The sequence below is a fragment of the Deltaproteobacteria bacterium genome, from assembly GCA_016223005.1.
In the GTDB taxonomy this organism is placed as follows: domain Bacteria; phylum Desulfobacterota; class GWC2-55-46; order UBA9637; family GWC2-42-11; genus JACRPW01.
On record JACRPW010000034.1, the window covers coordinates 1 to 20,832 of the forward strand.

26 protein-coding genes and 1 pseudogene are annotated in these 20,832 nt (G+C 40.3%); 1 reads left to right on the forward strand and 26 read right to left on the reverse strand.

The features are described 5' to 3' along the window. Nucleotides 1-114: 114 nt before the first annotated feature. Nucleotides 115-426, forward strand: coding sequence for an ATP-binding protein (locus tag HZC45_03635; protein MBI5682250.1), 312 nt, complete (start codon nucleotides 115-117; stop codon nucleotides 424-426). 37 nt (nucleotides 427-463) lie between these two features. Here HZC45_03635 and rlmB read toward each other — a convergent pair whose 3' ends face one another. From rlmB to secY, 26 genes and pseudogenes are all read right to left on the reverse strand, one after another. Beyond that, entirely contained in the window at nucleotides 464-1,225 is a 762-nt protein-coding gene (rlmB, locus tag HZC45_03640; protein MBI5682251.1) for a 23S rRNA (guanosine(2251)-2'-O)-methyltransferase RlmB, read from the reverse strand. Nucleotides 1,226-1,270: 45 nt separating this feature from the next. Beyond that, the gene (locus HZC45_03645) at nucleotides 1,271-2,584 is read right to left on the reverse strand and encodes a bifunctional folylpolyglutamate synthase/dihydrofolate synthase (protein MBI5682252.1); all 1,314 of its coding nucleotides are present in this window, start codon (nucleotides 2,582-2,584) and stop codon (nucleotides 1,271-1,273) included. Between the two features lie 55 nt (nucleotides 2,585-2,639). Then, entirely contained in the window at nucleotides 2,640-3,488 is an 849-nt protein-coding gene (locus tag HZC45_03650) for an acetyl-CoA carboxylase carboxyltransferase subunit beta (protein ID MBI5682253.1), read from the reverse strand. A 3-nt stretch (nucleotides 3,489-3,491) separates the two neighbouring features. Next, nucleotides 3,492-3,899: a hypothetical protein gene (locus HZC45_03655; protein ID MBI5682254.1), complete on the reverse strand. Its 408-nt coding sequence runs from the start codon at nucleotides 3,897-3,899 to the stop codon at nucleotides 3,492-3,494. A 23-nt stretch (nucleotides 3,900-3,922) separates the two neighbouring features. Further along, a complete protein-coding gene (locus HZC45_03660; protein MBI5682255.1) occupies nucleotides 3,923-4,183 on the reverse strand; it encodes a hypothetical protein in 261 nt (86 codons plus the stop codon). Between the two features lie 14 nt (nucleotides 4,184-4,197). Then, complete coding sequence (locus tag HZC45_03665; GenBank protein MBI5682256.1) at nucleotides 4,198-5,313, reverse strand: HD domain-containing protein; 1,116 nt, start codon at nucleotides 5,311-5,313, stop codon at nucleotides 4,198-4,200. A gap of 46 nt (nucleotides 5,314-5,359) precedes the next feature. Further along, a pseudogene (gene trpA / locus HZC45_03670) lies at nucleotides 5,360-6,284 on the reverse strand (tryptophan synthase subunit alpha). Between the two features lie 128 nt (nucleotides 6,285-6,412). Further along, on the reverse strand, nucleotides 6,413-6,898 hold the full coding sequence (locus tag HZC45_03675) for a transposase (GenBank protein ID MBI5682257.1): 486 nt from the start codon (nucleotides 6,896-6,898) through the stop codon (nucleotides 6,413-6,415). Between the two features lie 125 nt (nucleotides 6,899-7,023). Then, entirely contained in the window at nucleotides 7,024-8,271 is a 1,248-nt protein-coding gene (gene trpB / locus HZC45_03680; protein ID MBI5682258.1) for a tryptophan synthase subunit beta, read from the reverse strand. Beyond that, complete coding sequence (locus tag HZC45_03685; GenBank protein ID MBI5682259.1) at nucleotides 8,268-8,918, reverse strand: phosphoribosylanthranilate isomerase; 651 nt, start codon at nucleotides 8,916-8,918, stop codon at nucleotides 8,268-8,270. Before HZC45_03685 ends, trpB begins: the two co-directional genes overlap by 4 nt. Before the next feature lie 30 nt (nucleotides 8,919-8,948). Continuing rightward, nucleotides 8,949-9,752 (reverse strand): indole-3-glycerol phosphate synthase TrpC, encoded by an 804-nt coding sequence (gene trpC / locus HZC45_03690; protein ID MBI5682260.1) that lies wholly within the window; start codon nucleotides 9,750-9,752, stop codon nucleotides 8,949-8,951. Further along, nucleotides 9,749-10,693: an anthranilate phosphoribosyltransferase gene (gene trpD / locus HZC45_03695; protein ID MBI5682261.1), complete on the reverse strand. Its 945-nt coding sequence runs from the start codon at nucleotides 10,691-10,693 to the stop codon at nucleotides 9,749-9,751. The genes trpC and trpD overlap by 4 nt, the downstream gene beginning before the upstream one ends. After that, complete coding sequence (locus HZC45_03700) at nucleotides 10,686-11,306, reverse strand: aminodeoxychorismate/anthranilate synthase component II (GenBank protein ID MBI5682262.1); 621 nt, start codon at nucleotides 11,304-11,306, stop codon at nucleotides 10,686-10,688. Before HZC45_03700 ends, trpD begins: the two co-directional genes overlap by 8 nt. A gap of 137 nt (nucleotides 11,307-11,443) precedes the next feature. Then, a complete protein-coding gene (locus HZC45_03705) occupies nucleotides 11,444-11,869 on the reverse strand; it encodes a PIN domain nuclease (protein ID MBI5682263.1) in 426 nt (141 codons plus the stop codon). Beyond that, nucleotides 11,866-12,066: a type II toxin-antitoxin system VapB family antitoxin gene (locus HZC45_03710; protein MBI5682264.1), complete on the reverse strand. Its 201-nt coding sequence runs from the start codon at nucleotides 12,064-12,066 to the stop codon at nucleotides 11,866-11,868. The genes HZC45_03705 and HZC45_03710 overlap by 4 nt, the downstream gene beginning before the upstream one ends. A gap of 106 nt (nucleotides 12,067-12,172) precedes the next feature. Continuing rightward, a complete protein-coding gene (gene trpE, locus HZC45_03715; GenBank protein ID MBI5682265.1) occupies nucleotides 12,173-13,570 on the reverse strand; it encodes an anthranilate synthase component I in 1,398 nt (465 codons plus the stop codon). Nucleotides 13,571-14,137: 567 nt separating this feature from the next. Next, nucleotides 14,138-14,569, reverse strand: a complete 432-nt coding sequence (gene rplQ / locus HZC45_03720) for a 50S ribosomal protein L17 (GenBank protein ID MBI5682266.1) — start codon at nucleotides 14,567-14,569, stop codon at nucleotides 14,138-14,140. 45 nt (nucleotides 14,570-14,614) lie between these two features. After that, complete coding sequence (locus HZC45_03725) at nucleotides 14,615-15,658, reverse strand: DNA-directed RNA polymerase subunit alpha (GenBank protein ID MBI5682267.1); 1,044 nt, start codon at nucleotides 15,656-15,658, stop codon at nucleotides 14,615-14,617. A gap of 105 nt (nucleotides 15,659-15,763) precedes the next feature. Next, nucleotides 15,764-16,390, reverse strand: coding sequence for a 30S ribosomal protein S4 (rpsD, locus tag HZC45_03730; GenBank protein ID MBI5682268.1), 627 nt, complete (start codon nucleotides 16,388-16,390; stop codon nucleotides 15,764-15,766). Between the two features lie 108 nt (nucleotides 16,391-16,498). After that, on the reverse strand, nucleotides 16,499-16,873 hold the full coding sequence (rpsK, locus tag HZC45_03735; protein ID MBI5682269.1) for a 30S ribosomal protein S11: 375 nt from the start codon (nucleotides 16,871-16,873) through the stop codon (nucleotides 16,499-16,501). A 142-nt stretch (nucleotides 16,874-17,015) separates the two neighbouring features. Next, the gene (rpsM, locus tag HZC45_03740) at nucleotides 17,016-17,390 is read right to left on the reverse strand and encodes a 30S ribosomal protein S13 (GenBank protein MBI5682270.1); all 375 of its coding nucleotides are present in this window, start codon (nucleotides 17,388-17,390) and stop codon (nucleotides 17,016-17,018) included. 104 nt (nucleotides 17,391-17,494) lie between these two features. Beyond that, nucleotides 17,495-17,608 carry a 50S ribosomal protein L36 gene (rpmJ, locus tag HZC45_03745; protein ID MBI5682271.1) on the reverse strand — a complete coding sequence of 38 codons (114 nt, stop codon included), beginning with the start codon at nucleotides 17,606-17,608 and terminating at the stop codon, nucleotides 17,495-17,497. 103 nt (nucleotides 17,609-17,711) lie between these two features. Beyond that, on the reverse strand, nucleotides 17,712-17,930 hold the full coding sequence (infA, locus tag HZC45_03750; GenBank protein MBI5682272.1) for a translation initiation factor IF-1: 219 nt from the start codon (nucleotides 17,928-17,930) through the stop codon (nucleotides 17,712-17,714). An 83-nt stretch (nucleotides 17,931-18,013) separates the two neighbouring features. Then, nucleotides 18,014-18,760: a type I methionyl aminopeptidase gene (gene map / locus HZC45_03755; protein ID MBI5682273.1), complete on the reverse strand. Its 747-nt coding sequence runs from the start codon at nucleotides 18,758-18,760 to the stop codon at nucleotides 18,014-18,016. A gap of 78 nt (nucleotides 18,761-18,838) precedes the next feature. After that, nucleotides 18,839-19,486 (reverse strand): adenylate kinase, encoded by a 648-nt coding sequence (locus HZC45_03760; GenBank protein MBI5682274.1) that lies wholly within the window; start codon nucleotides 19,484-19,486, stop codon nucleotides 18,839-18,841. A gap of 180 nt (nucleotides 19,487-19,666) precedes the next feature. Next, nucleotides 19,667-20,832 (reverse strand): preprotein translocase subunit SecY (secY, locus tag HZC45_03765; protein ID MBI5682275.1); only part of this gene is annotated, 1,166 nt, incomplete at its 5' end.

The following is a 20,832-nucleotide window of genomic DNA, read 5'->3' on the forward strand; positions in this document are numbered from 1 at the left end:
ACTTTCTTTTTAAGATTACTATAATTTAAGACTATTGTCAATGCACTCTTTCATTTAAAAATACCCTCAATCAATGCATTGAGGTATAACAAGCACGAGGACATATATAAGTAAATGAATTTCTATTTTTTGTCAAGAACTTTTTTAAACTTTTTTAAACAGTCATTACAAATCATTACAAATCTTGTTGACAATGCAATAAAATATACAAACAGCGGGACTGTGCGGATTTCAGCAGAAAAACAAGACGGCATGTTAAGAATAGATGTTGAGGACACAGGCATCGGCATCCCTGAAAAAGACATACCAAGACTGTTTGAAAGATTTTACAGGGCTGATAAGGGCAGAAGCAGGGAAGTGGGCGGCACAGGTCTTGGGCTTGCAATTGTAAAACATATCATTCAAGGGCATAATGGCAAAATCTAGGTAAAGAACCTTATTGGAAAGGGTTCTACAATTTAGTTTATCGCTGCCGTTCTAACCTATCTATAAATCCCCTCTGTCTTAAAACCTCAAACATGGCAATTGCGCCTGCAATGCCTGCATTGAGTGAACTAACCTGACCCTTCATTGGTATTGATGCAAGGGAATCGCATTTCTCTTTAACTAATCTTCGTATGCCTTTTCCTTCGCTGCCAATAACAATTGCAATGTCAATATTAAAGTCTGATTTATAGATGCTCTCCCTTGCATCTCCTTCTATGCCGACAACCCAGATGCCTTGTTTTTTCAAAGTTTCTATTGTCTGGGCAATGTTTGTAACCTGAGAAATCATTGTCCGCTCTGTTGCGCCTGCTGACGCCTTTACAACAGTGGGAGTTACGCTGGATGCCCTGTCCTTTGGAATAATCACGCCGTGAACACCTGCTGAATTCGCTGTTCTTATTAGAGAACCAAGATTCTGCGGGTCTTCTATGCTGTCAAGGATTAGTATAAATGCCTTGCTGTTAGATGTCTTCCATTTTTGAAATATGTCTTCAAGAGCCGCATATCTAAATTCATTTAATATGGCGATAATGCCCTGATGGGTTTCCCCTTTTGCAAGTCTGTCAAATTCTTGTTGTCCTCCGATCCTGAATCTTATCCTGTTTTTACTTGCAAGGTTTTTTATATTATCAACCTCTCTGCCTGTCTTTCCAGAAAAGATAATAACCTCTTTAAAGTCCTGAGGATGAGATGTTATAGCCTCTATTACTGGATTTATACCGTAGATTATTCTTGACATGCCTCTCCTTTAGATATCAAGGCTAAAGCCTTGAGTTACAGTAACTCAAACCTTCAGGTTTGATAGCACCTCACCTACTGTATAGAATGAGCCTGTAACACAAATAAGGTCCTGTTTTTTTGCAATAGATTTTGCAAATCTATACGCATTTTTCACATTCTTAATCAATTTTATCCTTTTTGCAAATGGTTTTGCCGCCGAAGTCAAAACATCTTCTTTTGCAGCACGGGGGGTATTCGGCTTTGTTAAAATAACCAAATCAACGATTGGCGCAATATTGGACAAAAAACCCTTTATATCCTTATCAGCCATGATGCCTACGACAAGGATTAACTTTTTGTAACAAAATTCTTTGAGCAAAGAATCCCTCAATACCTTTGCGCCAGCAGGATTGTGGGCAGAATCAAGGACAATTGTTGGCTCTATGGAAACAATCTGAAGTCTTCCCTGTAATCTTACATTTTCAAGTCCTGTCCTAACTGCATCTTCTGTGATTTTAAATCCTTTCTTACCAATCATCTCCAATGCAAAAAGCGCCAATCCGGCATTTTTATATTGATGCCTGCGTAAAAGATTTGTCTTTAATTTATCAAGGCGCCATTTTTTGCCGTGAAATCCAAAGAGTCGCGGGTCGCGGGTCGCGGGTCGTAAAATTTTAAATCTATAAATCTTTGCATTTCTTCCCCTGCATGTTTCATTAAATACTTTCAATACAGATGGCTGTGATGCCCCTGTGAGCAAAATGCCGTTTTCTTTTATTATCCCTGTCTGTTCCAATGCTATATTTCTAATACCTTTTCCTAGAATCTCCTCATGCTCTTTTGATACATTCGTTATAACTGAAACAAGAGGTTTGCAGACATTTGTTGCATCCAGCCTGCCGCCAAGCCCAACCTCAATAACCGCAATATCAACATGTTCCTCTGCAAAATGAAGGAATGCCATTGCTGTGGTGAATTCAAAAAAGGTAGTGCTTGCAAGTTTTGAGTTTTGAGTTTTGAGTTTTGAGTTCTTCTGACTCCTGACTTCTGACTCCTGACTTCTGTTTCTTATTCTTTCCGTCATCTCCACAATCTTTCTGTCCGTAATCTCTTCCCCATTAACTCTTATTCTTTCATTGAATTTTAAAAGATGTGGCGATGTGTATAATCCAACTTTGCAGCCTGCCTCCTGAAGGACGGATGCGAGCATTACAGAGGTTGAACCCTTGCCATTAGTGCCTCCTATATGGATAACAGGATATTTTAAATGGGGATTGCCCAGAGACTTGAGAATTACATCTATACACTCAAGACCCATCCGTATACCAAATCTTTCCAGTTCGTATAAATATTGAAGTGTATTTTTATAGGAGGACATTTAATAGACTGCAGGTTCTAGGTTTCAGGTTTTTACTAACACCTGACACCTTATTTTAACCAATGGCAAGCATACCTAAAAGTTTAGCCAGCATATCCTTCATATTCTTTCTCTCAACAATCATATCAAGAATACCATGCTCAAACAGATATTCAGCCCTCTGAAAACCATCAGGGAGTTTCTGTCTTATAGTCTGTTCTATAACCCTTGGACCTGCAAACCCTATCAATGCCTTTGGCTCTGCGATTATTATATCGCCAAGCATGGCAAAGCTTGCTGTTACGCCGCCCATAGTCGGGTCAGTAAGAACAGATATAAACGGCAGTCCGGTATCTTTCAGTCTTGCTATCGCAGCGCTGGTCTTTGCCATCTGCATCAAGGACAAAATCCCCTCCTGCATCCTTGCACCACCTGATGATGAAAATATTACAAGTCCAATCTTATCCTCTATTGCCTTTTCAATAAGTCTTACAATCTTCTCACCAACAACCGAACCCATACTGCCGCCCATGAAATCAAACTGGAATATGCCTATGGCAGCCTTCTCACCATTTATAAAACCGGTCCCGCATATTATCGCATCCTTTGTTGGAATCTTCTTTTGTGCCTCCTTTAGTCTATCCGTATACTTCTTGATGTCCTTAAATCCCAAAAAATCAACAGGTTCAATGCCGCTGTCTATCTCAACAAATCCCCCCTCATCAACAACAAGTTTAAGCCTCTTTTCTGCTGACATGCGAAAATGGTAACCGCATTTAGGACATACATCAAGATTCCGCTCCACCTCTTTTTTATAAATAATATCGCCGCAAAAATCGCATTTTATCCAGAGACCCTCAGGGACTTTAACCTTCTTCTCATCAGATATAGTTAGGGGTTTTTCCTTCTTTTTAAACCAGAGCATGCCTCACCATTCTATAACATCATTAAGTTCTAAAACACTTATACACGAATACAAATCATTTAACTCTTTTAGTTCAGCCTTTATTTCTTTCATATACTGCGGCTTTATATGGCTCACAAAAAACTTAATATTATCTCTATTGAATTTTCTTATAACTTCACCAAGGTTATGTGGTGTCATGTGCTTACTGGCATTTGCAATATCCTCCATACTGTTTGGAAAGGACACCTCTGCAATAACAAACCTGATATTCGGCTCTTTTACAGCCTCCTCCCACAGTTTGTCTGTTATGCCCGTATCACCTGTATAAACAAAGGCACTATTGTTGTTTTTTATAATGTAACCAACAGATGGCACAGTATGATTTACCTTAATCGGTTTTATCTTAATGCTGCCTACGGTTACTTCCATGCTAACATCAATTGGAATCAACCTTATAACAGGACAAAAGGCGCACTGATAATATTTATAGTCTTGCCTCTGCCTATAACATTATCAACAAGAAACGGGATATCCTTTATATGGTCAAGATGTATATGGCTTATTATTATATTTTGTATCTTTGTCTGTTCCTCTAGTGTCAAAGAGGAAACCACTGTCCCTGCATCAAGGAGTGTATCCTCGTTTATAAGAAAACTGGTTACTTTATGCTCAAGCAGTTCAGCACCAGAACAACCTAGTACCCTTAACTTCATATCCACTATCTACCTTATATTTCTCCATTTTCAAATGCCTTAATAAATGCATCTACCACATCTTTATCAAACTGCGTCCCAGCGCATCTTCTGATTTCATTGACAGCATCATTAGGAGCAAGACCCTTTCTATACGGCCTGTCTGTTGTTATTGCATCATAGGCATCTGCTACAGATATTATCTTTGCTATTAAAGGTATTTCATCCCCTTCCAAACCCATTGGATACCCCTTGCCGTCAGGTCTCTCATGGTGGGCAAACATGCCAGGGATAAGTCCTTTAAGATGCTTTACATGCCCAAGTATATCTGAACCATATATAGTGTGCCTTTTCATAATATCTGCCTCTTCTTTTTTAAGAGGCATCTGCTTGGACAGTATACTATCATCAATACCTATTTTGCCAATGTCGTGCAGGATAGCAGAAAATTTCAGGGTTTCCTCGTCATCATTGGACATGTTCAGATACATTGCTATTGCAAGACTGTAATTCAACACCCTCCTTGTATGTCCGCCTGTATATGGGTCCCGTTTCTCAATCGCCTCTGCCAGTGCCTCTATAGTTGCAATAAAGGTCTCTTTGATTTCGCTATAGAGCCTCGCATTATCCAGTGCTATTGCAACCTGATTTGAAAACATCTCAAGAATGTCTAAGTCATCTTGTGTAAAAGAATCATCTATTTTGTTTATTGCCTGTAAGACTGCTATTACCTTTCCCTTGATTTTAACAGGGACGCAAAGTATGTTTTTTGTTACGAACTTTGTTTTATCATCAGCCTTTTTGGAAAACCGCACATCATTTACAACATCAGGAACCAGCACAGACTGCCCATGCTCTGCTACCCAGCCTGCAATACCCTCACCAATCTTAAGTTTGATTTCTTTAACCTCATCACCTTTTTCACCAAGTGCCACTTCAAAATAGAGTTCCTTTTTTTCTTCATCAACCATGAGGAGTGAACCTGCTTCAACATTTATAAGTTTTGTAATTGCCGCTACTACCTGCGTTCTGATAACATGCTGGTCAAGAGAAGATACAAGGATACTGCCAATCTCATATAGTGTTTTTAACTCATCAAATTTCTTTTTAATTTCAATCTCACTTTTAAAATGACTTTTTTCCAATAACATTATCTGCTCTAGTAGTAAACTAATTTCATTTGCTTCCATGACCATATTATAAACTCCTTGCTGCTGCCTTTAGACCATAGACAAATTTCTCAATATCTTTTAGCAAATTAGTCCTACCCTGTTCCCCTACAGGAACATTAGGGGACAAGTTTTTTTCTATGACCCTTACAATTGCACTGCCCACTACAACGCCATCTGCCATTCCTGAAACCTCTTTCACCTGATCAGGCGTAGATATACCAAAACCAACACATATCGGCAAGGAGGTAAACTTTTTTATCTTGTTTATATTAGCCCTTAAATCTGAAGACAAATTACTCCTTGCCCCTGTAACCCCGGCAACAGAAACATAGTATATAAAACCTGATGCCCTTTCTGCAACAAGTCTTATTCTTGAGGCATCGCTTGTAGGTGTAAGCAGGAATATTAAATCAAGGTTGTTTTTGTTTGTCTCTTCTTTTAGTTCTTCTGCCTCTTCTGGCGGCAAATCAACAACAAGAACGCCGTCAGCACCTGCCCTCTTTGCATCCATTGCAAATCTTTTAACACCATATGCAAATATGGGATTGTAATAACCAAAGAGTATGATTGGTATTTTGACCCCTGCCCCATGACCCCTGACCCCTGTTTTTCTCACATCCTTTACAAGTTTTATTACCTGTTTTAATGTAGTTCCTTTTTTCAATGCCCTTTCTGATGACGATCTCTTTTGTTGTCTTTATATCAGGGTCCCCTGCTGTAATAAAAGTTACAAGCGCCCTTTCGCCCTTTGCCTTGAGCCGCGCAAAGGTTTTTTGTATTCTACTACCCTCCCTTTTACCCCCCTTTTTAAAAGGGGGGATGGGGGGATTAAAGTTTCGCCCCTTGATTAAAACCTTCAAGGGCAGGCTTTTGACTTTTGACCCCTGCTTACTGCCCACGATAGATGCATTCGAGGGCAGGCCTGCAGGGGCAGGCTTTTGACTTATCATTGCTATCTTCCCCCTGTTCCTAACATCTCCTGCCTGTCGGCAGACATCTCAAACCTAAAGGTTTGAGTTACGGTCTCTTGCTGTAACTCAAGGCTTCAGCCTTGATGTCTCAAACCTGAAGGTTTGAGTTACAAACATGTTATGTCCAAAGTAAAAGAACCATTAAACGAATATTCTTTATAATCAGATACAATCCCTTTTCTAACCGGGTTATTCAATATATACATCACCGTTTCTCTAATATCCTCATCTTCTCTTAAGACATGGTCATAATAACTCAAGTGCCAGAGGCTTCTTTGAAATCTTTGTTTAAACCAATATCCGCTCTTTTGCTTAAAGAGTTTCATAAATTTCTTCACATCGGCATCTTCATCTGCTCCTCTCAACAGCAAATGCACATGGTCAGGCATAAAACAAAAGGCGTCTACCAATACCATTTCCTTCTCTGCCGCGTCTTTCATGATAGCCATTATCGGCTCCACAACATCAGATTCTTTCAAGTAAGGGTTTCTATCTTTGGTCAGGATTGTTATAAAGTAGGCATAATATCCCGCATACTCAAAGTATTTCAACCGCGGCCGCTTTGGAAAAGGCTTCCCTTTCTTAAGAGGCATAATACCTCGTCATATACTGTCCCTCAAGGCTTCAGCCTTGAGAAAAAAGGCGTCTTATCGTAACTCAAGGCTTTAGCCTTGATGTTTCAAACCTAAAGGTTTGAGTTACGGTGTCTTATCGTAACTCATATCTCTACCCCTATCTCCTTTGCCGCAGTGTTCAAATCCTTATCCCCCCTGCCTGAAAGATTGACAATGATTGTCTTATCCTTGCCAAGTTTTGACGCTAGTTTCATTGCGTATGCAACAGCATGAGAGCTTTCCAAAGCAGGGATTATGCCTTCTGATAAAGATAAAATCTTAAAGGCATTTAAAGTCTCTTTGTCAGTAACTGCTGTGTATCCAATCCTGCCTGCATCATGCAGGAAACTGTGTTCAGGCCCGACACCCGGATAATCAAGCCCTGCTGAAACAGAATGGGTATGTGTTATCTGCCCATCGCTGTCTTGTAAAAGATAGGTCTTGCTTCCGTGCAGAACGCCAACCTTGCCTGCGCATATTGACGCAGCGTGTTTGCCTGTTTTAAGACCATAGCCCGCTGCCTCAACGCCGAACATCTTTACATTTTTATCCTTTAAAAATGGATAGAAAAGCCCCATAGCATTGCTCCCGCCGCCGACGCAGGCGACAAGGAAATCAGGCAATCTGTTTGTCATGTTTTTTATCTGTCCCCTCGCCTCTCTGCCTATGATTGATTGAAAATCCCTGACGAGCATTGGATACGGATGAGGACCTGCAACGCTTCCGATTATATAAAATGTATTCCAGACATTTGTAACCCAATCTCTTAACGCCTCGTTCATCGCATCTTTTAATGTGCAACTGCCAGAAGAAACAGGGTTCACCTTTGCACCTAATAATTTCATCCTGAAGACATTCGGCTTCTGTCTCTCAATGTCCTCTGTCCCCATATAAATTTCGCACTCAAGACCGAACATAGCCGCAACAGTGGCTGTTGCAACACCGTGCTGGCCTGCGCCTGTCTCAGCTATAATTCTCTTTTTCCCCATCCTCTTTGCAAGAAGGATTTGCCCCATTGTGTTATTGATTTTATGCGCCCCTGTGTGGCACAAATCCTCCCGCTTTAAATAGATTTTAGCACCGCCAGCCTTTTTTGTAAGCCTCTCTGCAAAATAAAGGGGTGTAGGGCGTCCGACATATTCTTTCAGATAATAATCCAATTCTTTCTTGAAATTATTATCGCTCTTAAATTTCAGATATGCCTTTTCAAGTTCAATAACAGCAGGCATCAATGTCTCTGAAATATACCTTCCGCCGTATATGCCGAAGTGTCCTTGTTTGTCTGGAAGATTTTCAAGGCTAATGCCTTGGGTTACTTTCTGACTTCTGACTCCTGACTCCCGACTTTTCATTGTATTCCCTTTGCCCTTTCTATAAATTTCTTCAACTTTTTTAAATCCTTTTTCCCGGGTTTCTTTTCCACGTTGCTTGATACATCAACAGCATAAGGCTTGACTATCCTTATTGCCTCTGCGACATTTTCAGGCGTAAGCCCGCCTGCTAAAATTATCCTTCCCCCCGATAAAGACATTCGGGGGCAGGCAAATCCTTTTGCCTTTTTTGCAAGAACCCAGTTAAATGTCTCCCCTGTTCCCCCTTCCACACCTTCTTTAAATGTATCAAGCAAGAATGCAGAAACATTATATTCTTGCAATTTGAGATTTGAGATTTGAGATTTGAGATTTGAAATCCTGAATGCCTTTATAACATTTTTTTTTAAACTATTGCAAAATTCAGGCGGTTCATTGCCGTGTAATTGAATAACATCCAGCCCTGCCTCATCCACAATCTTATTTATCTTGTCTTTAGTCTCATTGACAAATACACCAACCGCTGTAATAAACGGCGGAAGCGCCTTTACAATCTTTCTTACAGTCTTAACATCCACACAACGGGGAGATTTTTTATAAAAAATAAACCCCAGCGCATCCGCCCCATATTCTGCTGCTGCAAGGGCATCCTTAATATTTGTTATGCCGCATATTTTGACCTTAATCATAGGTTCTAGGTTTCAGGTTTTTTGTTTTTACTAACATCTAATACCTGTTACCCCTTTCATCTCCCTTAACTTCTTTCCTATATCAGGCTCTTTCATCAGCGCCTCTCCAATTAGAAATGCCTTAACACCCGCATCCTTTAATCGCAAAATATCTTTATGCGTATTTATCCCGCTTTCGCTGACAACGATTTTATCAGAAGGTATGTCTTTAATAAGGTTTATGGTTGTATCCAAATCTGTCTTGAATGTCTTTAAATCTCTGTTGTTTATGCCTATTAGCCTTGCATTCGTTGACAAAACTTTTTCAATCTCTTTCCTGTCATGCACCTCAACAAGACATGCCGTGCCGAGACTGTAACTTAAATTCAGAAATTCTTTTAACTCTTCCTTATCCAAGAGCCCTGCAATCAACAGGACTGCATCTGCGCCTGCCGCCCTTGATTCGTATATTTGATACTCGTCAAAGATGAAATCCTTTCTGAGAAGTGGAAGAGAAACCGCTTCTTTTATCTCGCTCAAGTAGCCTATGTGTCCATGAAAATATTTTCCCTCTGTGAGAACCGATATCGCGGCAGCCCCGTTCTTCTCATAGATTTTGGCTATTCCCACAGGGTTAAAATCCTTTCTGATAACCCCTTTTGACGGCGATGCTTTCTTGACCTCTGCAATTATGTTTATGCCTTTGCCTGAAATTGCCTTTGCAAAATCCCTTGTCGGCTCTGCATCACACACCATTTTTTTGAGAATGTCTAATGGGACTTCTTTTTTTTTCTGTTCAAGAGCTCTTTTTTTATAGAAAACTATCTCATCAAGGATATTACTTTGAACTTTCATTTATTTGTCATCTCTTTTAGTTTATTCAATTTCTCAAGGGCAAGCCCTGAATCAATAGAGCCCCTTGCTGCTGCAATCCCTTCTTCAATGGATTTTGCAACGCCGCCTGCGACAATTGCAAATGCTGAATTTAATATAACAACATCTCTTTTCGGAGACCTTTTCCCTTTGAATATATCCAGTATGAACTCTGCATGTTCTGAAGGGCTAAAGCCTTTTAAATCTGAAGGAAGACACCTTTCAAATTGCGCGGCAAGCGTAATCTCATCAAGTCCATCCTCGCCGTGGACAACAAATGCATGTTCAGCGCCAAGGTTTGATAGAACCTTTCCGATGCTGTCAGTAAGGCTGTCGTCATAAACACCAATAACCTGACACCTTGCGCCAGCAGGATTTGTAAGCGGGCCGAGGATATTAAATATCGTCCTTATTCCTATCTCGCGTCTAACGGGGGCCGCATATTTCATTGCGCCATGAAGCATGGGCGCAAATAAAAAACCTATGCCGATTTCTTTAAGGCACTCCTCAACCTTCGCCACTTCAACCTCAATATTTACGCCCAATGCGGCCAGAACATCAGCGCTCCCGCACTTTGATGAAACGCTTCTGTTCCCATGCTTTGCAATTGTAAGCCCTGCGCCTGCTGCAACAAATGCAGCGGCAGTTGAGATATTGAATGTCATTGCCTCATCCCCACCTGTGCCGCATGTGTCAACGACCTTTTTGCCTTTGGCATTTATCTTTGTTGACTTTTCCCTCATCACCTTTGCAGCGCCTGTTATTTCATCAACTGTTTCGCCTTTTATCCTTAATGCTGTCAGAAATGCGCCAATCTGAGCAGGCGAAGCCTCGCCAGACATGATTTCATTCACAACAGAAATCATTTCAGATTCAGTCAAGTCCTGATTTTTAATGATTTTGGAGATGGCATCTTTAATCACTTCTTCGACTCCTTGAAATATTCAAAAAATTCCTCAATATATCTTTGCCGGACTTTGTCAGTATTGATTCGGGATGAAACTGAACCCCCTCAAGTATAGTTTTCTCCTGACTCCTGACTCCTGACTCCTGACTCTTATTTTTATACCTTACGCCCATAATCTCATTATCCTCTGTCCATGCGCTGATTTCAAGGCAGTGAGGCAAACTTTCCCTTTTTATAACAAGTGAATGATACCTTGTTGCCTCAAAAGGATTTGGGATATCTTCAAATATAGTCTTGTTGTCATGATAGATTTTAGATGTCTTTCCATGCATGAGTATCTTTGCCTTTATAATCTCGCCGCCAAAGGCATAGCCAATAGATTGATGTCCGAGGCACACTCCTAAAAGCGGAATCCTGCGCGCAAATGTTTTGATTACATCAACAGACACCCCTGCCTTTTCAGGGTCGCATGGTCCAGGTGAAATGACAATCCTGTCAGGCTTTAATTCCTCAATCTCTCTGACAGTGATTTTGTCATTACGATACACCCTTACATCCTCGCCAAGTTCAGCCAAATACTGAACAAGGTTGTAAGTAAAGGAATCATAGTTGTCAATCATTAGTAACATAGGTTAAAAGGTTAATAGGTTAAAAGATTATAGATTATAGGCTATAGGTTATAGGCTATAGGCTATAGGTTATAGGCTATAGGCTATAGCCTATGGGTTTTTTCTATTGCCTCTCACCCATTGCCTATTGCCTGTCTTTATTCCAATCCCTCCCTTGCCATTTCCACTGCCTCAATAGTTTTTAAGTCTGCCTGCTTCTTAATTACTTTAAAATCAACATCGTTATGAAAGAGGGCGACTTTATTTTCAATGGCTATTGCCGCGATTATGCAGTCAATGGTTTTTCTAACGGTTTTCCCATACCTCCTGCATTTTCTATAAATCTCAGCCGCCATTATATAGGAATGAATGCCGTTTGGTTTGATAATTGGAAATTCCAGCAGGTAATTCTTTACAGTATCATAATCTGCATCCTCTTTTATGCCTTGAAGTATTTCAGCAAGGATAATCTCTGTTATGCAAATCTCCTCTTCATTTTCCAAAAGGCGGTGCAAAAGACGGCGGTGCGGGGTATCCCTGCCTGTTAAAAAATCTATCCATACGCTTGTGTCAACAAGTATCATGCCCTTGTCATCCGCATCTCATCAAGACTTCCCTCCCATATAACCTTCCCCTCAAGTTCAAGCATCTTCTTTCTGCGGAGTTTTTTTACAAGTTCTTCAATTGCATAGTTGACAATCTCTTTTTTGGTTTTTATGCGCGTTAGTTTAATAGCCTCTTTTACAATCTTGTCATCTAATTCTATATTTGTCCTTGACATAAATAGCCCCCTTTCCATACACCAAAAATAGCATGTTTATGTGTATAAAACAATCTTTTATTCCCAAAACTATACACTGTTCACTAACGACCATTCACTGTATTTTTTACTCCAATCCCTCTCTTGCGAGTTCTACTGCCTTTAACATCGCCTTTGCCTTGTTTATTGTCTCCTGATATTCATTTTCAGGTATTGAGTCAGCAACAATGCCTGCGCCTGCCTGAACATATATATTATTATCTTTTATAACAAGCGTCCTTATTGTAATTGCCATATCCATAGTTCCTGAAAAACCGAAATATCCAACAGAGCCTCCGTAAGCCCCTCTCTTGCAAGGCTCAAGTTCTTCTATGATTTCCATTGCCCTTACCTTTGGGGCACCTGTTAAAGTCCCTGCTGGAAAACATGCGCGGACAGCGTCAAAGGAATTTTTATCATCCTCCAGTTTGCCGTGGACATTTGAAACAATATGCATCACATGCGAGTATCTCTCAACTGTCATAAATTCGTTCACATCAACTGTCCCTGTTTGAGAGACCCTGCCAATATCATTTCTCCCTAAATCAACAAGCATTATATGCTCTGCAATCTCTTTTGGGTCATTAAGCAAATCATGCTCAAGATTTTTGTCTTCATCAATGGTTTTACCCCGCGGTCTTGTGCCTGCAATCGGCCTCACATCAATATCCTTGCCCTCAACCCTTACTAAAATCTCGGGCGATGAACCGATAAGTTCAAGACCATCAAGCCTCATATAAAACATATACGGAGATGGATTTACAACCCGTAAACTCCTATATATGTCAAAAGGCTCCACATCCAGTTTTGTATTAAACCGCTGAGAGAGAACAACCTGAATAACATCGCCTGCCTTGATATACTCCTTTGCCTTTAATACTGCATTTAAAAATCCTTCTCTGGAAAAATTGGAAGAGAGTGCAGTTTCTTTAACCTCTTGACTTTTGACTTTTGACTCTTGACTTGTTTTACTAGCAGGTGATTTCAGTCTGTCAACAATCCCATCTATCTTTTCTATAGCCTCTCTATAAACCTTTTCAGGCTTATCATCTATAACCGCATTATACACAACCTTTATCTTCTGTTCCAGATTATCAAATATGAGAAGGGACTGCGTTATTAAAAAAACAGAATCGTATATATCAACATCCCTTTTACTTGTATCAGGGAGATGCTCAAAGAACCTGACCATATCATAACCGATATAGCCCACAGCACCGCCATAAAATCTGGGAAGCCCCATAACCTCCACAGGTGTAAACCTTGCAAGTATCTCCTGCAGTATGGATAAAGGGGCACCTTTTTTATTTATAACCTTATCACCTTCAATAATCTCTATATTGTCACCCTTGTTCCTGAATACAATTCTGGAGCCTACCCCTATAAAACTGTACCTGCCCCATTTCTCACTTCCTTCAACACTTTCAAAGAGAAAGGCATCTTCACCGCTATCTACCTTTTTAAATGCAGATACAGGTGTGTCCATGTCTGCCAAAACCTCGCGGTATACAGGTATAAGGCATCCCTTCTTTGCAATCTTCAGGAAATCTTCTGGCACGGGTAAATGTTTAATTTTCACTTGAAAATACCCTCCGAGAGGCTGACTGCCATGCTGGCAAACCGTCTATTGTTAGTTAAAAACGATAGGCGAAAAGTGTAAAACAAAGGTACATTAGTTTTTAGTTTTTATCTTTGCATTTTTCGCTTCTCATCATGCAGGGCAGTCAGCCTCATATAAATTTTCATCCCCCTTTGCCTGCCTGTCGGCAGACAGGTGAGCCAACAGTTCATGTGGGTTTCATACTTTTAAAACTAATAACACGGCAAGATTTTTGTGTCAACCCTGTTAGAAAGCAGAAACGCACCTTTAGTAGCCACACCCTTTATGGGTGCGCTATTTTCGCAGGCATAAAGCCTGCGGCTACCAGCTGATGCTTCAAAGCGAACTTTCTAACAGGGTCAAAATAAAAAAAGGCAAGTTTTATATCACCTTGCCTTTTGTATTATACTAAACCCAAAAAAAACAGTTGCATTTTTTGGTAATCATTTAAAGTTACACAGTTTTTTCAGCCCCTCTTGACCCTCCTGTCCGCATTACCGCCGGCTTCTTGCCCGACTTTTTCACTACCCCTTCTTCAACCAGTTCAATATACGACATATGGGCAGAATCACCTGTCCTTACACCCAATTTAAGTATCCTTGTATAACCGCCATTCCTGTCTTTATATTTTGGGGCTATTTCTTTAAAGAGTTTTTTTACAACACCCTTATCCCTCATAAATGCCACTGCCTGCCTTTCAGCAGCAAGACTCCCTTTCTTGCCAAGGGTAACCATCTTGTCAGCAATACTACGTAGCTGTTTTGCCTTTGCAGTAGTGGTCTTTATCCTGCCGCTGGCAAAAAGGGAATTTGTGAGGTTTGCCATCATGCACCTTAAGTGCCCTACTTTTCTGTCAAATCTCTTTTCGTCCCTGTTATGTCTCATATTAACACTCCAATTTATTTTTGACGCTGTTTATAAATTGTTGGCTCATGCGGTCTGTAACTTCCCGTCTGTCTTTTCAAAATACATCCTGTCCAGTTCTTCTCTTGATGGGAAACCTTCTAAATGCATTCCAAAATCAAGCCCCATTTCTGTAATCAGTTCCTTTATCTCATTTAAAGACTTTCTTCCAAAATTCTTTGTTTTTAACATCTCTGTCTCTGTCTTTTGCACAAGTTCACCAATGTATTTTATGTCTGCATTTTTAAGACAGTTGGCAGAACGGACAGATAATTCAAGTTCATCTACCGGACGAAAGATGTTCTCATTAAGTGCAGCCTTTTTTTCTACAACCTCTTCCTCTACCACCTTTTCCTCTTCTTTTTCATCAAATGTAATAAATACACTTAGCTGTTCTTTCAAAATCTTGGCGCTAATTGCAAGTGCCTCTTCTGATGATACAGCACCTGTTGTCCATATTTCTATGGTCAGTTTATTGTAATCGGTTCTCTGACCAACCCTTGTATGTGTAACATTATAGTTAACCCGTGTGATAGGTGAAAATATCGCATCTATCGGAATTGTCCCTACAGGCTGGCTTTCCTCTTTATTTCTTTCTGCCTGAACATATCCCTTGCCTGTCTTAACTACCATCTCTGCGTCTAATTTCGCATCCTTTGATATAGTAAGAATATGTAAATCAGGATTTAATATCTCTACAGATGAGTCACAAATAATATCTCCTGCCCTGACATCTCCATCACCCCTTGCCTTTATCCTGACAACCTTCTGCCCTGCACTATGGAGTTTAATCCTCACCTGCTTAAGATTTAATATAATTTCAGTCATATCTTCCTTAATACCCGGTATGACTGAAAACTCGCTCAAGGTCGGCATACCTTCTATTCTAAAAGATGTTATTGCAGCACCCTGAAGTGAGGAGATAAGTATTCTCCTCAGTGAATTACCAATAGTAACACCAAAGCCCCTCTCTAAAGGCTCAATTACAAACTTACCATATGTATTGGTTAAGGTATCTTTATCAACCTCTAATCTTTTTGGTTTGATTAGATCCAACCAGTTTTTATGCATAATTACCTCGCTTATTTTAGGTATCAGGTATCAGGTATCAGGTATCAGGTATCAGATGTCAGAAAAACCTAGAACCTGAAACCTAGAACCTAAAACCTGTATTTATTATTTTGAATACAATTCTACAATGAGCTGCTCATGGACAGGCATTGTGATGTCATCTCTCTTGGGCTGTCCTTTAATAATCCCTTTATAACTACCTTTATCCAATTCAAGCCACTGGGGGATACCCCTTCGCTCCACTGCCTCAAGGGATTGGTTTATCTTTAAAGACTTAGTTCCTTTTTCTTTTAACTGTAAGACTGTGCCCACTTTCACTGTATAGGATGGAATATCTACTGCCCTGCCATTGACAGTAAAATGACCATGCATCACCAGTTGCCTTGCCTCTCTTCTGGAGTCTGCAAAACCAAGACGATACACCACATTATCAAGTCTTTTCTCAAGAAGGCTTAAAAGATTTTCGCCTGTTATACCCCTAACCTTTTCAGCCCGTCTGAAATTACCCCTGAATTGTCGCTCCATGAGACCATATACCCTCTTTACCTTCTGCTTTTCTCTTAACTGTAACGCATATTCAGAGGACTTACTCCTTCTCTGTCCGTGCTGTCCGGGGGCATAACTCCTTTTATCAAAGGCACATTTATCTGTATAGCACCTATCTCCTTTAAGGAAGAGTTTCAAACCTTCCCGTCTACAAAACTTGCAAACTGCCTCAATATGTCTTGCCAATTCTTCCTCCCTTGTCGCTTCGCTTCATTGCAAAATGCAAAGTGCAAATTTTAAATTGAAAAATATCCTTAATTTTGCATTCTACATTTTACAATTTACAATTATTATTTAAACCCTTCTCCTTTTTGGCGGCCTGCACCCATTGTGCGGAATGGGTGTTACATCTCTTATAATATTGATTGTAAAACCTGCTGCCTGCAAAGAACGAAGCGCAGATTCTCTGCCTGCACCGGGCCCTTTGACATACACATCAACAGTTCTGACACCATATTCCTGAGCCTTTTTGGCTGCTACATCTGCAGTAATCTGTGCTGCAAAAGGTGTCCCCTTTCTGGAACCCTTAAAACCCTGTGCACCAGCGCTTGCCCCAGCAATAACATTTCCGTTTACATCTGTAACTGTAACCATCGTATTATTGAATGTAGATTGAATATGGACAATACCTTTTGATATACCCTTTTTCTCTTTTTTTGCCTTTGCCATCAAACCTCCATGTCGCTTCGCTCCATTGTCCAATGGAAATTGTAAAAACTTCAAACCTGAAAGGTTTGAGTTACAACCGTAACTCAAGGCTTTAGCCTTGAGGCTTTTTGCAATTTACAATTCAACATTCTTTAGAATGTTGTTATACCTCTTTTTTCCTGACCGACACTGTTTTTCTTGGTCCTTTTCTTGTCCTTGCATTTGTATGTGTCCTCTGCCCCCTTACAGGCAGTCCTTTTCTGTGCCGCAGTCCTCTGTATGCCCCTATATCCATAAGTCTCTTTATATTCATAGCAACTTCTCTGCGAAGGTCTCCTTCTACCCTATGGTCTCTGTCAATTATCTTTCTTATGTTTGCAACCTGCGACTCTGAAAGGTTTTGTGTCCTCGTATTGATATCAACCCCAGCCTCTTTAAGGATATTCCTTGATGTTGTCATACCTATACCATAAAGATAGGTAAGGGCAATCTCTATCCTTCTATTTTTGGGTAAATCTACGCCTGCAATCCTTGCCAATTTTACCTCCGTTTTTCAGTATCAGTGTCAGTGATTAGTGTCAGTAAATGGTTTTTTAATCTTTTTACTGTCACTGACACTATTCACTGACACTGATACCTGCCTTATCCTTGTCTTTGCTTGTGTTTGGGTGTTTCGCATACAACCCTCACAACACCTTTCCGCCTTATTACCTTACATTTGTTGCATATCTTTTTTACCGAACTTCTGACCTTCACCCCGTTAGACCTCCTCTTAACTACGGGCTATAGGCGATGGGCTAGAGGCTATGGGTTTTACTCTTACCTATTGCCTATAGCCTATTACCTATCGCCTGTTTTTTTATTTCGCCCTATATATTATCCTTCCCCTTGTTAAATCATAGGGTGATAATTCTACAGTCACCTTATCCCCCGGAAGTATCTTTATAAAATGCATCCGCATCTTTCCTGAGACATGTGCCAGAACCATATGCTTGTTTTCCAGTTCCACCCTAAACATGGCATTTGGCAGTGTTTCTCGGACAGTACCTTCAACTTGTATTGATCCTTCTTTAGCCATATCTCATTGAGTTACAGAGTTTAAGGAGTTTAGGAGTTTAAGAGTTAAGGAGTAAAAGCAAAAACTCCTTAACTCCTCAACTCCTAAAGTTTGCTCAGTATATAAGCACCATTTTCTGTTATTGCTACCGAATGTTCAAAATGCGCTGACAGGCTGCCATCCTTTGTAACTGCTGTCCAGCCATCCTTCAGGACAACAACATCGCTTCCACCTGCATTTATCATCGGCTCTATGGCAAGCACCATGCCTGCCTTTAATCTTATACCCTTACTTCTTTTTCCAAAATTTGGCACCTGCGGCGCCTCATGAAGACTCTGTCCAATGCCGTGCCCTACAAAATCCCTTACCACTGAAAAACCATTTTTCTCAACATACTCCTGAATTGATGCACCTATATCAAACAATCTATTCCCAACCTTTGCCTCATCTATGCCGATATACAATGACTTTTCAGTAATTTCCAAAAGCCTTTCTGCCTCTCCTGAAATATTGCCTATAGGAACCGTTATTGCAGCATCACCATAATATCCATTATACAGAACACCCATATCAATACTCAATATATCACCATCCTTCAAAACCCTCTTGCCAGGCATACCGTGTACAACCTCTTCATTAACAGAAGTACAGATACAATATGGGTATCCTTTGTAACCCTTAAATGCAGCAGCAACCTTCCTCTTTTTTATCTCCTCCTCACAAATCCTTTCAATATCAAGGGTAGTAACCCCTGCCTTTGCACTAAACTTTAATTCTTGCAATATCCCGGCAACTATTATATTGCTTGCCCTTAATTTCTCTATTTCATGAGTTGACCTTAAAATTATTATTTCATTAGTCCTCATTCCACTTTCTAATCTTACTCTACCACCATAGATTCATTATCTTTCCTTTAAACAAACCATCTATCAGGACCCAACGGCATTTATAATATTCTCTGTTATACTCCCCATCTTGCCAACACCGGATATTGACTTCAGTATCCCTTTGGTTTTGTAATATTCCTTGAGCGGCGATGTCTGTTCATTATAAATCTTTAATCTTGCCTTTATTACCTCTTCTCTATCATCATCACGCTGATAAAGTTCACCACCGCATTTACTGCATCTATCTGCATTTAGAGGCGGATTAAATAATATATGGTAACCCTGATTGCATACCCTGCACACCCTCCTGCCGGAGAGCCTTTTAATGACCTCATCATCAGGCACATCTATGCTAATAACACTGTCAATCCTTTTCCCCATCTCTTTAAGCGTATCTTCAAGCGTTTCTGCCTGTCCTATAGTTCTTGGAAATCCATCCAGTATAAAACCATTGCTGCAGTCGCCCTGCTTTAGTCTCTCAATAACTATCTTCACAACAACAGCATCTGGAACAAGCAAGCCGCCGTCCATGTATGCCTTTGCTTCAAGACCAATCTGCGATTTATCTCTGACAGCAGTTCTTAATATATCACCTGTTGATATCTGCGGTATCTTATATCTATCTACAAGTTTCTGGCACTGAGTCCCTTTACCGGCACCAGGGGGACCAAGAAGGATAAGACCATGCACTTATTTCTTCCTCGCTATGTCAAGAATTGTAAAAACCTCAAACCTGAAGGTTTGAGTTACAACCGTAACTCAAGGCTTTAGCCTTGAGGACTTTTTACAACCGTAACTCAAGGCTTTAGCCTTGAGGACTTTTGCATCTTGCATCTTACAATTTACAATTCAACATTCTTGAGAATGTTGCTATCCCCTCCTACCTTTTATTCTCCCTTTTTTAAGAATGCCGTCGTAAGACCTTACAAGCATGTGAGATTCTATCTGCTGAGCAGTATCAAGGGCAACACCAACCACAATTAAAAGCGCAGTCCCTCCAAAATAAAACGGCACATTAAATCTGCCGATAAGTATAGACGGTAAAACACATACAAACGAAAGATATAATGCACCCCACAGGGTTATCCTTCTGAGTATCCTGTCTACATACTCTGCTGTATGATGACCGGGTCTTATACCCGGCACAAAACCACCGTTCTTTTTAAGATTGTCAGCAATATCTACTGGATTGAACTGTATTGCTGTATAAAAATATGTAAAACCTATAATGGTAGGTATATACAAAAGATTATACCATATCCCTACAGGATTTAAGGCATCAGCAATCATCTTTACCCATCCAATATCTATAAAATTAGCTGCTGTAGCAGGGAATATGATTATTGAAGAGGCAAATATAGGTGGTATAACCCCTGCAGAGTTTATCTTTAATGGGAGATGGGTGCTCTGCCCCCCGTAAACCTTTCTGCCGACAACCCTCTTTGGATACTGGATAGGTATCCTTCTCTGTCCCTGTTCCATAAATATTATAAATGCCACAATCGCAACGGCAAATATCAGGACAAAAAGCACAAAGAGGAAGTTCATCTCTCCTGTTCGGACAAGACTGAATGTATTATTTATTGCACTTGGCAGATTTGCAACAATACCTGCGAATATTATAAGTGATATACCGTTCCCAACACCTCTCTCTGTAATCTGTTCGCCAAGCCACATTATAAATGCTGTGCCTGATGTAAGCGTTATGACTGCCAGGAGTCTAAAAGACCAGCCTGGATTTGGCACAATAAGTTCACCTGCAGGTCCTTTCATGCTTTCAAGTCCCATTGCAATGCCAAGCCCCTGAATCACACTCAAAAGTATTGTTCCATACCTTGTATATTGAACTATCCTTCTTCTCCCTGATTCGCCCTCTTTAGATAACTTCTCAAGATGAGGAATAGTAACGGTTAAAAGTTGGAGGATGATAGACGAACTGATATAAGGCATTATGCCCAATGAAAAAACTGAAAGGTTTCTTAATGCACCCCCTGAAAACATATCAATAAAACCAAGAAGCGTGCCCTTTGCCTGAT

Excerpts from the sequence above, each read along its gene's own strand:
- HZC45_03635 (MBI5682250.1), top strand. The coding sequence starts at position 115 with ATGAATTTCTATTTTTTGTCAAGAACTTTTTTAAACTTTTTTAAACAG.
- rlmB (MBI5682251.1), bottom strand. The coding sequence starts at position 1,225 with ATGTCAAGAATAATCTACGGTATAAATCCAGTAATAGAGGCTATAACA.
- HZC45_03645 (MBI5682252.1), bottom strand. The coding sequence starts at position 2,584 with ATGTCCTCCTATAAAAATACACTTCAATATTTATACGAACTGGAAAGA.
- HZC45_03650 (MBI5682253.1), bottom strand. The coding sequence starts at position 3,488 with ATGCTCTGGTTTAAAAAGAAGGAAAAACCCCTAACTATATCTGATGAG.
- HZC45_03655 (MBI5682254.1), bottom strand. The coding sequence starts at position 3,899 with ATGGAAGTAACCGTAGGCAGCATTAAGATAAAACCGATTAAGGTAAAT.
- HZC45_03660 (MBI5682255.1), bottom strand. The coding sequence starts at position 4,183 with ATGAAGTTAAGGGTACTAGGTTGTTCTGGTGCTGAACTGCTTGAGCAT.
- HZC45_03665 (MBI5682256.1), bottom strand. The coding sequence starts at position 5,313 with ATGTTATTGGAAAAAAGTCATTTTAAAAGTGAGATTGAAATTAAAAAG.
- HZC45_03675 (MBI5682257.1), bottom strand. The coding sequence starts at position 6,898 with ATGCCTCTTAAGAAAGGGAAGCCTTTTCCAAAGCGGCCGCGGTTGAAA.
- trpB (MBI5682258.1), bottom strand. The coding sequence starts at position 8,271 with ATGAAAAGTCGGGAGTCAGGAGTCAGAAGTCAGAAAGTAACCCAAGGC.
- HZC45_03685 (MBI5682259.1), bottom strand. The coding sequence starts at position 8,918 with ATGATTAAGGTCAAAATATGCGGCATAACAAATATTAAGGATGCCCTT.
- trpC (MBI5682260.1), bottom strand. The coding sequence starts at position 9,752 with ATGAAAGTTCAAAGTAATATCCTTGATGAGATAGTTTTCTATAAAAAA.
- HZC45_03700 (MBI5682262.1), bottom strand. The coding sequence starts at position 11,306 with ATGTTACTAATGATTGACAACTATGATTCCTTTACTTACAACCTTGTT.
- HZC45_03705 (MBI5682263.1), bottom strand. The coding sequence starts at position 11,869 with ATGATACTTGTTGACACAAGCGTATGGATAGATTTTTTAACAGGCAGG.
- HZC45_03710 (MBI5682264.1), bottom strand. The coding sequence starts at position 12,066 with ATGTCAAGGACAAATATAGAATTAGATGACAAGATTGTAAAAGAGGCT.
- trpE (MBI5682265.1), bottom strand. The coding sequence starts at position 13,570 with ATGGACACACCTGTATCTGCATTTAAAAAGGTAGATAGCGGTGAAGAT.
- rplQ (MBI5682266.1), bottom strand. The coding sequence starts at position 14,569 with ATGAGACATAACAGGGACGAAAAGAGATTTGACAGAAAAGTAGGGCAC.
- HZC45_03725 (MBI5682267.1), bottom strand. The coding sequence starts at position 15,658 with ATGCATAAAAACTGGTTGGATCTAATCAAACCAAAAAGATTAGAGGTT.
- rpsK (MBI5682269.1), bottom strand. The coding sequence starts at position 16,873 with ATGGCAAAGGCAAAAAAAGAGAAAAAGGGTATATCAAAAGGTATTGTC.
- infA (MBI5682272.1), bottom strand. The coding sequence starts at position 17,930 with ATGGCTAAAGAAGGATCAATACAAGTTGAAGGTACTGTCCGAGAAACA.